This is a genomic window from Vitiosangium sp. GDMCC 1.1324, assembly GCF_003044305.1.
In the GTDB taxonomy this organism is placed as follows: domain Bacteria; phylum Myxococcota; class Myxococcia; order Myxococcales; family Myxococcaceae; genus Archangium.
Window position 1 is genome coordinate 224,618 of sequence record NZ_PZOX01000020.1, and the last position, 12,022, is coordinate 236,639.

12 protein-coding genes are annotated in these 12,022 nt (G+C 66.3%); 5 read left to right on the top strand and 7 right to left on the bottom strand.

Features of this window, described 5'->3' with window-relative positions; all coding sequences use genetic code 11:
- The first annotated feature begins 92 nt into the window (after positions 1–92).
- The 3 genes from DAT35_RS42765 to DAT35_RS42775 all read left to right on the top strand — a co-directional run bounded on the left by DAT35_RS42765 (position 93) and on the right by DAT35_RS42775 (position 2,716).
- On the top strand, positions 93–1,019 hold the full coding sequence (locus DAT35_RS42765; protein ID WP_108075078.1) for a DUF2381 family protein: 927 nt from the start codon (positions 93–95) through the stop codon (positions 1,017–1,019).
- A gap of 135 nt (positions 1,020–1,154) precedes the next feature.
- Complete coding sequence (locus DAT35_RS42770) at positions 1,155–2,321, top strand: serine/threonine-protein kinase (RefSeq protein WP_108075079.1); 1,167 nt, start codon at positions 1,155–1,157, stop codon at positions 2,319–2,321.
- 2 nt (positions 2,322–2,323) lie between these two features.
- The gene (locus DAT35_RS42775; protein ID WP_108075080.1) at positions 2,324–2,716 is read left to right on the top strand and encodes a helix-turn-helix domain-containing protein; all 393 of its coding nucleotides are present in this window, start codon (positions 2,324–2,326) and stop codon (positions 2,714–2,716) included.
- Here DAT35_RS42775 and DAT35_RS42780 read toward each other — a convergent pair.
- The 4 genes from DAT35_RS42780 to DAT35_RS42800 all read right to left on the bottom strand — a co-directional run bounded on the left by DAT35_RS42780 (position 2,713) and on the right by DAT35_RS42800 (position 5,920).
- On the bottom strand, positions 2,713–3,090 hold the full coding sequence (locus DAT35_RS42780; RefSeq protein WP_108075081.1) for a helix-turn-helix transcriptional regulator: 378 nt from the start codon (positions 3,088–3,090) through the stop codon (positions 2,713–2,715). The two genes, DAT35_RS42775 and DAT35_RS42780, sit on opposite strands and share 4 nt — an antisense overlap.
- 628 nt (positions 3,091–3,718) lie before the next feature.
- Positions 3,719–4,687, bottom strand: a complete 969-nt coding sequence (locus DAT35_RS42790; RefSeq protein WP_108075082.1) for a sporulation-delaying protein SdpB family protein — start codon at positions 4,685–4,687, stop codon at positions 3,719–3,721.
- Positions 4,681–5,265 carry an SdpA family antimicrobial peptide system protein gene (locus tag DAT35_RS42795; RefSeq protein ID WP_108075083.1) on the bottom strand — a complete coding sequence of 195 codons (585 nt, stop codon included), beginning with the start codon at positions 5,263–5,265 and terminating at the stop codon, positions 4,681–4,683. The genes DAT35_RS42790 and DAT35_RS42795 overlap by 7 nt, the downstream gene beginning before the upstream one ends.
- A gap of 241 nt (positions 5,266–5,506) precedes the next feature.
- Entirely contained in the window at positions 5,507–5,920 is a 414-nt protein-coding gene (locus DAT35_RS42800; RefSeq protein ID WP_108075084.1) for a DoxX family protein, read from the bottom strand.
- Positions 5,921–5,996: 76 nt separating this feature from the next.
- Between DAT35_RS42800 and DAT35_RS42805 the strand changes: the two genes are divergently transcribed.
- Complete coding sequence (locus DAT35_RS42805; protein WP_233262037.1) at positions 5,997–7,022, top strand: AraC family transcriptional regulator; 1,026 nt, start codon at positions 5,997–5,999, stop codon at positions 7,020–7,022.
- Here DAT35_RS42805 and DAT35_RS61975 read toward each other — a convergent pair.
- Positions 6,941–7,531, bottom strand: coding sequence for a DoxX family protein (locus DAT35_RS61975; RefSeq protein ID WP_255415246.1), 591 nt, complete (start codon positions 7,529–7,531; stop codon positions 6,941–6,943). The two genes, DAT35_RS42805 and DAT35_RS61975, sit on opposite strands and share 82 nt — an antisense overlap.
- A 535-nt stretch (positions 7,532–8,066) precedes the next feature.
- Between DAT35_RS61975 and DAT35_RS42820 the strand changes: the two genes are divergently transcribed.
- Positions 8,067–8,738 (top strand): DUF4145 domain-containing protein, encoded by a 672-nt coding sequence (locus DAT35_RS42820; RefSeq protein WP_108075087.1) that lies wholly within the window; start codon positions 8,067–8,069, stop codon positions 8,736–8,738.
- A gap of 238 nt (positions 8,739–8,976) precedes the next feature.
- Here DAT35_RS42820 and DAT35_RS42825 read toward each other — a convergent pair whose 3' ends face one another.
- Both DAT35_RS42825 and DAT35_RS42830 read right to left on the bottom strand, forming a co-directional pair.
- Positions 8,977–9,225 (bottom strand): hypothetical protein, encoded by a 249-nt coding sequence (locus DAT35_RS42825; protein WP_146210110.1) that lies wholly within the window; start codon positions 9,223–9,225, stop codon positions 8,977–8,979.
- A gap of 682 nt (positions 9,226–9,907) precedes the next feature.
- The gene (locus DAT35_RS42830) at positions 9,908–10,795 is read right to left on the bottom strand and encodes a hypothetical protein (RefSeq protein WP_146210111.1); all 888 of its coding nucleotides are present in this window, start codon (positions 10,793–10,795) and stop codon (positions 9,908–9,910) included.
- Positions 10,796–12,022: the final 1,227 nt, after the last annotated feature.

Sequence of the window (12,022 nt, forward strand, 5' to 3'; positions counted from 1 at the left end):
TGGTGGGCTGAAAGCCCAGGCGGCTCGCATGACTGGGGAGGAAGGTGTGTTAGAGCCCACGTCTCCGGTCTCTTCGTGGAGGTTCCTGCTCAGTGTTCACCTTGTCCTCCACCGCCCTGCTCGGGGTGGCCCTGCTCGCCTCGCCCGCCGACACCACCGAGCGGGCGCCGCTCCCCACCTGCGAGGCGGGCACGCGCTACATCGAGCTGACGGCGGACACCCCCAGCAAGCCGCCGGAGGTGTGCATCCGGCCGGAGCTGTCCATCAACCTGTTCTTCGATGCGAAGCTGGCGCGCGTGGAAGTGGAGGGGCGGGAGCGGTTCCGCCGGGTGACGCTGGTGGACGACATGCTGACGCTCGTGGCCTCGGAGGCGCTGCACGACGGGGAGCGCGTGCCGGTGACGGTCTACTTCCAGGATGGCGCGGCCCCGACGAGTGCCACCTTCGTGCTGGTGGTCCACCCGTCCCAGGCGGAGCGGCAGGTGGAGGTGTCGCGCCATGAGCGCACGCTGGCCTCCCTCCGGCAGGGCGAGCAGCAGGCGCGAGCCGAGGCCCAGCAATGCCGGGAAGAGAAGGCACGTCTCCTGGCTGAGTGCAGCGGCCAGGGTGGGCTCACGGCTCTCATCGCCAACAAGTGGATGGACGAAAAGGGGGTCATCGCCCGGGTGCTCAAGGCCGTCACCTCACGCCCAGGAGGCTCGCTCGTCGCATGGAAGGTCATCAGCTACCGGACCGTTGGGCCCAAAGGGCGGGGACGGGTGGCCGTGGAGATGGAGTTGCGTAACCGGGGAACGGTGACCTGGACGCCCACGGGGGCAGCCCTGGTGGGCGCCAAGCGCGAGGAACTGACGGAGCTGACGGTGTGGCCCCTGGAGCCCATCCCGCCGGGAGAGTCGCTGCGCATCGTGGTCGAGCTGAACGCGACGGAACGCGAGGCCCGAGGCACCTTCACGCTCAAGCTGTGGGGCGGACAAGACGGAGCTGAGGGCATCGCCCTCGACGGCGTGACGTTCCCTTAGAAGCTCCCCCGCTCCAGCAGGTTGAGTCTGGGCGCTGACCTGCCTGGTTGGCCGGTGCTTTCTTTCGACTCTCGTGCTACCTGAAAGGAACTCAGTTTCAACTCTGAGCACCTGAAAGGTTCAGGAGGCATCCTCGTGAAAGATCCATCAAGCAGCGACAGCTTCCCCATCCGCCCCTCGGGTCCTGACGGTCTTCTCTTCGAGGGGCCCGAGTACCGCTACACCTTCGTCGCCCCGCTGGCGGACGCACATGACCCCATGGCCATCGCTCGGCGCACCTCCTTGCTCGGGGAGAGCGTTCCGTGCCTCGTCATCCTCAAGCGGGTGCAGATGCCGCCCGAGGAGGAGCGCCGCCAGCGGGCCGTAGAGGAGGTTCGGCTTGCTACCCGGTTGCAGCACCCCGGTATCGCCCAGGTGTACGAGCTGGCGGAGCACCAGGGCGAGCCCTACGTGGTGATGGAGCACTCCCCGGGCCTCTTCCTGGCGACGGCCATGGAGACGGCGCTGCTGCTGGGCAGGACGCTCGCACCGGCCCATGCCGTCTACATCGCCGCCGAGGTGGCCGACGCGCTCCACTACGCCTGGAACAGCCGGGACGAGGAGGGCCGACCGCTGCACGTTGTCCACCGGGCCGTGAGCCCCATGAGCATCCGGTTGGAGTCCGGCGGCCGGGTGAAGCTCACCGACTTCGGGGTGGCGTACTCGCGGATGGTCGGACGGCTGGACACTCCCTCCAAGGTGCTGCGCGCGGAGCTGGACTATGCCGCGCCCGAGGTGGTGCGCCACCAGGAGCCGGATGGGCGGGCGGATCTCTACTCGCTGGGCATGGTGCTGCTCGAAATGCTGTCGGGTCAGTACCCGCTGGACTCACCGGACGAGAGGCTGCCTTTCCCTGAGTCCCCGGAAGCAGTCCGGTACAACGCCCGCGTGCGCGCCGAGCGTCCCACCTGGACGAGCGTGGGGGAACTGGCCGACCGCATCCTGAGCTTCGGCCCGGAGGAGGTGGAGCGCGTGGCTCGGAAGGTGCCCGAGCCGCTCAATCGGATTCTCCACAAGGCCCTGCGCGGCAACCCGGACGAGCGCTATCAGAGTGGCGGTGAGATGAGGGACGAGCTGTGCGCATGGCTGAGCGGCCAGGGCAAGCGGTTCGGACGCTCCAGGGCAGCGGAGGAACTGCGAGCCCTCGACCGCGACAAGCCAGCTCCCCAGGAGACAGGCGCCTTCCCCATCGAGAAGGGCATCCTGCTCACTCCCGAGGAAGAAGCCACGGCCGAGGAGGAAGAGATGGGGCGGAGCGAGTGACCATGAAGAGCAGCGCGCACCTGACGAAGAAGAAGCTGACCGTGCACCTGGGAGAAATGCTGCGAGAGGCCCGGCTCAAGGCCGAGCTGACCCAGGCGGACGTGGCCGAGCGCGTGGGAGTGGTCACCGAGGTGTACGGGCGGATGGAGCAGGGCAACCTGACGCCCAGCGTTCTCACCCTGCGCAAGCTCTGCATGGTGCTGCGGGTGGATGCCAGTGCCGCCCTGGGACTGCAAACGGACGAGGCGACGGCCTGGTTGAAGGAGTCCGAGCCCACCCCGGAGGAATCGCCGCAGATGCGCCGTCTGCTGCGCACTCTGCGCCAGTTGGACGACAAGCAGCTCACCGCTGTCGGCTACATGGCGCGTAGCCTCGTGCCGCCCGAGGCCCGTTAGCGCTCGTCGGAGAGGTGGATATCGGCCGTCTCCAGCAGCTTGCGCAAGAGCGCCAACCTCTCCGGCGGCCACCCCTGCAAGATGTGGATGATGCGGCTGAGCTCCGGGTGCTCACCGGCCCCGGGCGGAGGGGTCGGCGCCGTTGCCTCGTGGGCCTGAGTACCCAGGGACAGGAGCGCATCCGAGGAGATACCTAGGGTCTCGCAGATGCGCCGCAGCGTGGGGACGCTGGGCACCATCGCGCCCCGCTCGACCCGGCCGTAGACGCCGGACTTCAGGCGCACCTTCTTGGCCACCTCCGCCTGCGTAAGGCCCAGCCGCAGGCGAGCAGCTCGGGCCGCGTCTCCCAGCGCGTGTCGCAGCTTCTCGTCCATGGTGTGCGTCTACCGCAACAGGAAGGGGACCGCGATGGGCAACATCGACACGTGACGGGGACCTACCTGCGCAAGGAACTGCGCGTGATGCTGCGGCTCGTAGGGAGATGCTCCCGATTTCGTTCTGTCAGCCCTCCCGCGGTTTCGAACGCCCCCGGCCACCTCGCCAATCGGTAGGGTTATCCGAATCCGAGCAAGACCCCCGCCCCTGGGGGACAGGGGTTCCCTTCTCACGGGTCCAATTTCAAGTGGGCCCCCTCCATCTTCGAGATGGCCCCAGGGGTTAGGGGCCTCGAATTTTTGGAGGACCATTGAGGCAGGGCCATCAGGTACGCCAGCCCCCGGCGCTGGGCTCCACACCTCACGCAGGCGAAGACGTCGAACGCGAAGGTCCTTCGTAGCAGCCCTGCCTAGTCCACTCGCGCTGGCCGCTCCTTCCTCGCTTCCTGTCTCGCCACCGCTTCAGGCGCCACGCTCGCCTCCTCCACTCCCGCTTCTGGATCGTCAGGATGAAGGAGAGGGGAGGGGCGATGTGGCGAGGGAGTCGTTTCATGCGGGTCCTCATGGGCTGCACGTGCTGCGGGTGCTGACCCCGGAATGGGGCCAGAGGGAGGCGCGGGGGCGCCGGTCAGGGGACGCTGGGGACCGGCGCCAGCGCGGCGGGCGCGGGTGCTTCGCGCTCGAGTCCGCGGCCACGGGGGCGCCGCAGCCAGCGCAAGGGGCTGCTCGAGGGGTGCAGGAAGAGCAGGAGCGCGGCCATCATGATGGTGCCGAAGCTCACCAGCCCGTGGATGAGGATGATGCCGGCGTGCAGGGCGAGCCCGAAGGGCAGCAGGAGCGAGCGGCGGCCTGGAGTCATGAAGATGCCAGCGCTCAGCGCGTACTCGAGGATGAGCACGGACCAGGTGAGCAGGGTGACGGTGGGCCCGTGCGCCAGCAGGGGCTGTAGCAGCGAGGCGAGCCAGGGAGAGGCGCCGAACGAGGGGTGGAGGAGCCAGTAGTAAAGGGCCGTCCCGTTGGTCCACTCGTCCACGGCGAACTTGCCGACGGCGGCGTGGAAGTAGATGCCGGCGACCTGGAGCATGATGAGCCCGAAGCAGCTCCGGGCCACCAGGCGGCGCAGCTTCTCGCCGAGCTCGAGGGGGCGCTCGAGCGGCGCCTGCCAGTGCCACGCGCGCCCGTCGGTGAGGGTGACGGGGATGAGCAGGAAGCTCAGGATCATCGCGATCTGATCTCCCCCGTCCACGAGGACGGCGTTGTTGGCGAGGCTGAACGAGACCCACCAGTGCACCAGCCCGGTGAAGCGCGGGCGGTAGCCGGAGGCGACGACGAGCAGGAGCGCCACGGAGAGCCAGCGCTGCAGCTCGAGCGAGCCCGGCACGAGGCAGAACAGCCCCAGCGAGGAGGTGGCGCTGGTGCAGACCGGGGGGAGGCCCGCCATGCCGGCGGCGGGGTGGAAGAGCGTCGTCGTCTTGTTGAAGGCGAGCGTCCCGGCGGTGGCCAGGGCGAGCACGGTGCGGGCCAGTCCATAGACGTTGGTCCAGGGATCCGCTGCGCTGGCCCAGCGCTCCGCGAGGCGGCCGAGGCGTGTCAGCATTGGACCTCCAGGAGGACGACGTGTGAGGGCATGACCACGGGGCGGGGCACGTCGAGCCAGGCCCAGGGGATGGGCTTCTGCAGGGCGATGCCGACGGTGCCGCACAGGCTGGGCTCGGGAGAGCGGTTGGTGACGTGGAGCGGCTGCCCGGGAGCCGAGAGGCAGGAGACGGGCGACTCGGAGCACTCCCTCCAGGCGCTGGCGGGGAGCTGCTCGAGGAGGAGGCCGAACTCGAGCCCTTGCGCGCGGCCTTCGCGGTTGAGCCCGAACAGGTAGCGGGGACGTGAGGCGGGGCCCTGCTCGGCCCGCTCCCAGGCGCCGTTGCGCCGCGTGAAGAGCACCGGGCGCTCTTCCTGCGCGTTGCGGGTGAAGAACTTCCACCCCTCGGGGGCCCAGGTCCGCGTCAGGAGCTTCTTCTCGCCGGGCAGCTCGAGCGGGTTGTACGGGAGGCTACCGTGGACGGCGTAGGAGACGAGGCAGGCGGCGCCAGCGGCGAGGCCCAGGGCCACGGCGCCGAGGATTCGGAGCTGCCGCTGCGCGGGTTGCCCCGCGGAGGACGGAGTTTCTCTGTGAGACATGGAGGACCCTGAGTGGAGGAACGGCCCCACCGCGGCGTGAGGCCGGGCGGCGACGGCGACTCGCACTCAGGGAATGCATGCTCAGGGCCAGCGCACCGGGAGGGCTCGCCCGTGGGCAGGGGCCTCTCGGCTCCGCCAGGGTGTAGCGCGGGGTGTAACAACCGAGAGGAGGGTTGAGACCTTGGGCGCTACACCCGCGCTCCAAGGGGGGCCCAAACCCGCGACGGCGCACGTCTTTCGCTCAATCGTGAGTGACAACTCCGACCGGCGTGTGAACCGTCGTCGTGTGAGGCTCCGGCGTGAAGCGGCGGTGCGCGACGTAGGCAATGCCGGTGAGCAGCAGGAGCACGCCCGCCGGAGCGCTGTCGGCGAGACCGTCCCCCGAGGCGGTGTGCGCGACGAGGGCACCGCTCAAGTCGAAGAACACGCCCGCGAACGCCCATTCCTTCAGGCGCGGCCAGCGCGAGCCGAAGACGAACGTCACGGCGGCGAGCAGCTTCCAGATGCCCAGCTCGGTCGCGATGTACGGGGGATAGCCGAGGTGCAGTGCGGCCTGCATCGGGCGCGGCTGGTGGGTAACGTTGGCCACGCCCGAGATGAAGATCATCGCGGCCAAGAGGCCGGTGGGAATCCAGTACTTGAGTTTCGTTGTCATGGCTCTTGGATAAGAGGCACGCTATGGACTGTCCATGTCTCGGAAGCCAAAGAAGTTAGCCGAAACGCCAGCGCCGATGGAGCTCCAAGACCCGCGCGGCGACGTCATCGCGGATGTGCTCGGCGCGTCGCTCCTCCGCCATGCGCTCTACAGGTCGCTCGAAGCACACGCGCCGTGGGGCCTTCGCATCCCGCAGCAGCCGCGCGCGAGCTTCTACCTCGTCGCTCGCGGCAGCGCGCGCCTCGAGGTCGAAGGAGAGCGCGTCCACATACTCTCGCCGGGCGAGGTTGCGTTCGTTCCGCATGGCACGCCGCACGTGATTCGTGACGCCGAGGGCTCGGCGGTCACGACCGCCTGCGACGGCCCGCTCACGTCGTGCCTCGTCCCGCGCCGCATCGGTGGGCACGGTGCGGCGACGACCGTCGTTGCGGGTTTCTTCGAAATCCGAAACGGACGGGAGCCGCCCATCCTCCAGAAAATGCCGTCGCTCGTCGTGCTGTCGTCGACAGACACCGTGTCGGGACCGTGGATCTCCGCCACGTTGCAGCTCGTCCTCGCGGAGAGCGCTGCGCCGAGGCCCGCGACCAGCGTCGTGCTCCAACGCCTCGCCGACGTGCTGTTCGTCCTCGCGCTTCGGTCGGTCGGAGCTTCCGGCCAGTGCAAGGCCCCCGGCATTCCCGCGCTCACCGACCCTCGCATCTACGAGGCGCTGAACCTGATGCACGCGCAGCTCAAAGAGCCGTGGACGGTCGTGTCACTCGCCAAGCGCGTGAACATGTCGCGCTCGGGCTTCGCGGCGCGATTCACGGAGCTCGTCGGCGAGCCGCCGCTGCAATACCTCGCGCGCTGGCGCGTCACGCGCGCCGCCGAGCTGCTGCGCGACGGCGACGAGAAGATCGAGGCGGTCGCGAACCTCGTCGGCTACGAGAGCCTCCCGGCGTTCAGTCGCGCGTTCAAACGCTGGCAGGGCGAGAGCCCCGCGACCTTCCGGCGCGCGCTCGAACAGCAGGGGCTGCGTCGTCAGTCCCAGCGCCCCACGCCCCGGCGGAGCGCGCAGCGCCCCGAGCCGAGCAGGGCGACCACGAAGGCCCCCACCACGTAGAAGACGTACAGCTCCGCCGCCCAGCCGCCCGTGGGCGCCAGCCGTCCGAAGTCGTGCGCGTGCACCAGGAGCACCGCGAACAGGACGTTGAAGCCGTAGACGAGCGCCCACAGGCGGGTCCACGCCCCCACGAGGATGAACACCGGCGCCACCACCTCCCCCACGTAGACGCCGTAGGCCATGAGCGTGGGGAGACCGTGCTCCGCCAGATCGTGCGCCACGTCTCCGGGTCCGTGCAGCAGCTTGTCTATCCCGTGGAACAGCATGAGGCCGCCCACGAGGAGCCGCAGGAGGAGCTTACCGAGGTCCTCCAGGCGCTCCCGTGGCGTATAGGCGGGATAGAGGGCATGTTGAGGCGTATAGGCGGGATAGAGGGCATGTGGAGGGTGAGGGCTGGAGCGGAGGGGCCGAGGAGGGCCGCGGACGGGGGCCGCCCGAGCAGTGAGCCAGGCGGGTGGAGAAGCCGCGCAGCCCCTTGGGGAACACGCCGGCCCTGGCCGCCCTCCCATGAGGAACTCACCTCAGCACAGCCCATCCCTGACCGGCCCTCCGGATGCCCCTCCAGGGCCTCTGGCTGCCCCGCTGGGCTCTCTTTCGGTCTCCCTGCTGGGGGGGCCCCGTCCGTCCGTCCCTTGCGTTCCGTCGTTCCTGGAGCCTCTCAGGGGCCTCCCCGTGGATGGAGTGGGGGCCGATTCGTGCTCAGGGAGACCCCGGGGCACGGGGGAATTCTCGGCTCCGACAGGGCTCGTGTGACCCCGGAAAATCTGAGTCCAAATTTTGGGAGGTGGGTCTATGGGCGGGAGCAGGCAGAACTAGCGGCAAGGCTCCAGCGGGCAGAGGTGGCACTACGGGAAGCCCAGCGGGGACTTGATGGGACTGAGGGGGTCCGGATGCGCTACCTAGCTGCACGGGTGGAACACGCGGAAGCTGAGCGGGATGCTGTGGGGGTTCTCCTTACCGGGGCCGCTCTGATTCTAGGAGTGGAGCGGGAGTAGCTAGGTGGCGGAGTGTCAGGGGGGCGGGGCACCTGCGTATATTGTGCGCATGAAACTCCGCTACCTCGGGAACAGGAATGTGCAACTGGCTGGTAAGTGCCCCCATTGCCTTCTCGTGACGACCTTCGACCAGCAGGGGGTCTATACGCGCAGTGTGAGCGAGCCAGGGGTGGTCCCGACAGTGGTCGTGCTTTTCCGGTGCGATCACTGTTCGGGCCCGGTGGTGATTCAGACCAAGAACTTGGGCAATTCAGTCCCCAACTCGGTGATGCCTCAGGCGCGGCCTACGTTCCCCTCTCCCGAGTATGAGCAGGTCGTCCCTAAGAACGTCGTTGAGGTAATGCGGCAGGTATACGCAGGGATTGAGGTTCAAGCCTGGATGCTCGTCGGAATGGGCGTCCGCTTGGTAGTCGAGTTGATGTCAGCCGAGAGGTGCAGCGCGCACGGTATCAAGCTCGAACAAGGCTTGAAGGCGCGGCTCAGAGAATTGCAGCAGAAGTACCCCGCTCTTGAAGGCCCCATGCAACTGGCGGATACCATTCGACTCCTCGGAAACGAAGTGGCGCACGACCACAATTTCATCTGTGGGTCGGAACAAGCCGCAGTCGCCATCGAACTCATCGAGGAGATGCTCGAAACGCTCTACGTGCTTCCTGCTCGCAGGACTCGCCTCATGTCGGCACTTCCTAACAAGCAGGACGCCATCAAGCAGCCCGCATAACAGGCGAATCATTCGTCCCGGTGTCCTGCTGGGCTGCCCCCGCCGAGCCCAGCGATGCCCTACATGGCCTCCAGGCGCCCCGCTGGGCCTTTTCGGGGCCTCGGGGGTCCTCGGGGTAGCGGGTCGGCTCTTCCGGGGCTCCTGGGGGCTCCCTGGGGCCTAAGACGACGGGGAAGCCGAGCGGGAAGCGGTGAGGGCTTCTGACCGAAAACGCGACTTGCGCCGATGAACGCCGACTCTACTCGCGAGACTGCTCCCGAACAAAGCGGAGAATTGCCTCGATCTGTTTCTGATGCGGAAACCCGGGCGCAGTGTTCGGTTCGTACACTCCAGCGGCAATGGCGTCCTCAAAGTGGTGGCGTGCCTCCTCGTAGCCGGGAATGTGGAGGCGCTTGAGCACTTCGAGGACTTCTTTCGTGGGCAGTTCCTCGTCGTAAATCATCGCCAAGAGACGCATCAACCCATTCGAGCCAAGGTACTCGTTCAAGGCGTTGTCCTTGGGCGTGATTCCAGGCGTCCTGGGGTAGTTGCAGTCACCACGGGGGGCTCTCGGACTCTCGGTGGCGTGATGCACAATCCGTAAACCGTACCCATGGGGACCTGCCTCCCTTCGCGGGAAATAGCTACGCCATTCCAGGTAGCCTGCGCTCTCTCCGTTGATCGGCTCGCCGCATTCATCACAGGTCCAGGTCCGCACTCGTGATACCTCCGTGATCTGCCCTTCGTTGGTCCGGCTGCTCATCTTCTGTGCCCGCCATTCCCGCCGTCTACTGGGTCTTCTGACGACGCCCCAGCGATCCCTCTATTACTACTGTGTCATAAACGTCTGGCTTCCCCTCGGGAACGCCCTGCTCCATCGGCTCTGCCTGCACGCCGTTTTCCCGAGGGAGAACGAACTTTATGACACAGTAGTAATAGGGCCTCCAGGTGCCCCGTTGGGCCTCTTTCGGGGCCTCGGGGGTTCGGGCTCGGGTCTCCCGGGGGCTCCCAGGGGCCTTCCCGTGCGTCCCATGGACTGTGGTGTCTCCTGGGTCTAGTGGGGAGCACAGAAGGGGAGACTGAGGGGACCGGATGCGCCACCTAGCTAGCTGCCCGAGTGGAGCACGCGGAAGCGGAGCGGGATGCCGTGGGGGTGCTGCTGGGGGACTCTGCCGCCTCTTGCCCTTTGGTTATGGATTGAGGGCAGGATCTTCTTCCCCAATCGCACGGTACACACCTACACCGCCGAATGCTCGCTCTGGCCCGTCGTGCCTGTCCCCACGCATCAAACTACCCCGTCGGAGCCACTGCGCGACCTTCGTGAACATGCGCCGCTCCTCCTCGCGGTGAAAGCTCCAGGTGTCTTTCCAGGTGCCGTCTTCGTTCTTCTCTCCAGTCAAGCTTCCGAAGACGTCACTTTCGCGGATGGTTCCATCTGCTGATTTGACCGCTAGCTGGTCGAATGGCCCCGCCCATTTGAACAGTTTGGGGTGCATCGCACGAGCCTCAACGTAGATGACCTCGGAGCAGGGATTCTCTTCAGAGCAGGCGGGGATGAAGTTCCCTTTGGCTGTGTTCTTCTCGATGAGGCGGAAGAGTCCGTCGAGAGTCACTGCGCGCTCGTCCCGTCCATGGGCACCACAACCATAGTCACTCGAAGTAAGTCTGCGTTTTATCGCTGCGAGTCCACCATCAGTGTTCCCGTAAGGCCCCGGAAGTTGGAATCTCGCTTGGTCTTGGGGGCCAAGGAACGCAATTTTTTGCCAGGGCCATCGGTACCCCCCGGAAGAGCCCGCGCCCAGCACTGCATTGCAAGCATGGGAGTACGTTATCTCCTCGAACACAATCTCCACCTGCTCGACGCCCATCTTCGAGAGATTGGTCACCTGGACGCTGCCAGTCTCACTGAGCTTCAGACTCAAGTTGACCGACTCGCCGGCTTGGAGTGCGGCGCTCGCCAATGCTGAGTCCTGCTCCTGACGACGAAGGGCATCTTCCGCTATGGCTGCTGAGCGTTCCGAAGCGCGGGCGCTGACCACACCGGACCAAGCACCCGCCAACCCGCCCACGATGCCCACGAGTCCGCCGACTACCCCTAGCCATTGGGCCCATAAAGGGGGGGTCTCTTTTGCTCCGGCACTTGGAGCGGACAGGGCTGGTGGCGGAGCGGACGGGGCTGGTTTTGCCGTGTGAGCAGCAAGCGTGGACTTCTTTGGGTTTTTTCGGGCCTTCTTCATGTTCTGCGGAGCCTTGTTCTAACTTCCCCTCTAGGGGAGTGCCTTTTCTCGTGTAAGGCCCGTAGGAGCGACTACGAGTCTACCGCGCCCGGCCCCTGGGCAGCCCTCCAGGGCCTCCAGGTGACCCGCTGGGCCTCTTTCGGGGCCTTGGGGGTCCTTCGTGTGGGGGGGCTGGTTCCCTGGACCGCTTGATGGTTCGACCATTGAAGTACGCGATGTCAGACCCCACCGTTAGGGTTGGTACCGTCGCTTGTGGCAGCGACCATCACCCCGAGGTGTACGACATGCCCAGTGGGCAAATCCGCATTCCCATCAACATTCCGATTGAGAATCTACTTGACTCCGAGGGATTCCTCAGTCGGGAGTGTCCTGCTCCTGATTGCCTGCGGCAGTTCAGGGTCCATAACGAAGGCTCCCCGAGTCAGGACACTTACGTGTGCCCGTATTGCGCGCACTCTGCGGCGGCTAGCTCGTGGTGGACAGATGCACAGATACGATTCCAAGAGGAGGTGGGCAGAAAGGTTCTCGAGACGCAGTTCTTGGACCCACTCCGCAAAGGATTCAAGGATATGGCGCGGCGCAGTCGTGGAACCTTTAAGTTCAAGGAGGGTAGTCATGCTCCAATGCCGACTCTGCCCGTCCATGCAGATGCTACGCGGTTGGTGACGCCTCCATGTCACCCAACGGCACTTCTCAATGTTCGTGAGGACTGGCAGGGCGTCATCCACTGCTTCGCCTGTGGAATGACCGTTTAGCTCTACTGCGTCAGAATCAGGGCATGTTCCCTCGGAACGCTCCTATCGGGCTTCCGAGGAGAGTGACGCAGCAGTGTTAGGTGCTCCTGATTCGTTTCCGGCCCTTCTCCGGTGTCCTCGGGGTGCCCTTCAATGCTTCCCCTGGAGAATGAAAAAACAGGCTCTCACGATGAGTCACCCACAAGGGCGTATAGGCGGGATAGAGGGCATGTTGAGGGAGAGGGCTGGAGCGGAGGGGCCGAGGAGGGCCGCGGACGGGGGCCGCCCGAGCAGTGCGCCAGGCGGGTGGAGAAGCCGCGCAGCCCCTTGGGGA

Excerpts from the sequence above, each read along its gene's own strand:
- DAT35_RS42790 (WP_108075082.1), bottom strand. The coding sequence starts at position 4,687 with ATGCTGACACGCCTCGGCCGCCTCGCGGAGCGCTGGGCCAGCGCAGCG.
- DAT35_RS42820 (WP_108075087.1), top strand. The coding sequence starts at position 8,067 with ATGAAACTCCGCTACCTCGGGAACAGGAATGTGCAACTGGCTGGTAAG.
- DAT35_RS42775 (WP_108075080.1), top strand. The coding sequence starts at position 2,324 with ATGAAGAGCAGCGCGCACCTGACGAAGAAGAAGCTGACCGTGCACCTG.
- DAT35_RS42795 (WP_108075083.1), bottom strand. The coding sequence starts at position 5,265 with ATGTCTCACAGAGAAACTCCGTCCTCCGCGGGGCAACCCGCGCAGCGG.
- DAT35_RS42805 (WP_233262037.1), top strand. The coding sequence starts at position 5,997 with ATGGAGCTCCAAGACCCGCGCGGCGACGTCATCGCGGATGTGCTCGGC.
- DAT35_RS42800 (WP_108075084.1), bottom strand. The coding sequence starts at position 5,920 with ATGACAACGAAACTCAAGTACTGGATTCCCACCGGCCTCTTGGCCGCG.
- DAT35_RS42780 (WP_108075081.1), bottom strand. The coding sequence starts at position 3,090 with ATGGACGAGAAGCTGCGACACGCGCTGGGAGACGCGGCCCGAGCTGCT.
- DAT35_RS61975 (WP_255415246.1), bottom strand. The coding sequence starts at position 7,531 with ATGGGAGGGCGGCCAGGGCCGGCGTGTTCCCCAAGGGGCTGCGCGGCT.